The sequence below is a fragment of the Mesorhizobium helmanticense genome, assembly GCF_003034915.1.
GTDB classification, from domain to species: Bacteria; Pseudomonadota; Alphaproteobacteria; order Rhizobiales; family Rhizobiaceae; genus Mesorhizobium; species Mesorhizobium helmanticense.
The window spans coordinates 1-777 of the sequence record NZ_PZJX01000118.1; the positions used below are offsets into that span (position 1 = coordinate 1).

General features: G+C 57.3%; 1 pseudogene. It reads right to left on the minus strand.

The features are described from left to right. A pseudogene (locus tag C9427_RS33575) lies at nt 1-724 on the minus strand (Ulp1 family isopeptidase); the annotation flags it as partial. Nucleotides 725-777 lie beyond the last annotated feature (53 nt).

Below are 777 nucleotides of genomic sequence, written 5' to 3' on the forward strand. Positions count from 1 at the left end.
GAAGACGACCATAGACGACACGGGTGCTTAAGGCCAACTCGCTGTCACTGCTTAATTTTTCCAAGATACGCGCATCTGGCTTTGAAGGCACCGCCGCTGGCCACCAGCCAGTCGCTGCATAGCCCGGATCATGATACGCACGTAGGACGTTCAACGCCGTTTTAATGCTCTGGTCATTCGGAAAGAAAGTATCGAGGTGATCGACCAGGGATTGGTGATTTTTTAGATCAGTCGCTTGGCCACGAGCGCCGAGATCATTCGCCAATCGGCGAAGCGCATTCGAGTATATTCGCAGCGTGTCCGCGCTCTGGTTTTGCTGAGCCGCAGCGCGGTCGATCGCCTTATCAATAACATCCCGGTGTTCGGCGGACAGATGGGGATAGCTGGCAGCAGGGCCGCCAGCAGTCGCTGAATAGCCCGGCTCATGATACGCACGCAGGGCCTTCAACGCGCTCTTCATATCAACGTCTTTCGGAAAGAAGGCACCGACGTGATCGACCAGGGATTTGTGATTTCTTAGATCGGTCGCTTGGCCACGAGCGCTGAGATCATTCGCCAACCGGCGAAGTGCAAACGTGTATTTTCGGGCCGTGGTCTCGCCATATTTTTCCTGGGAGTGGGCGATCGCTCTATCAATAAGGTCCCGGTGTTCGTCGGACAGATGGTGATAGCGGGAAGCACGGGCGCCACTCGCAAAAGGGTCGGCTCGGCGCGGCTCGGCCACGTGCTGCTCAAAGCCCGTTTGCCGCGCTTGGCTAGCATCCGGCAAGGGGCCAG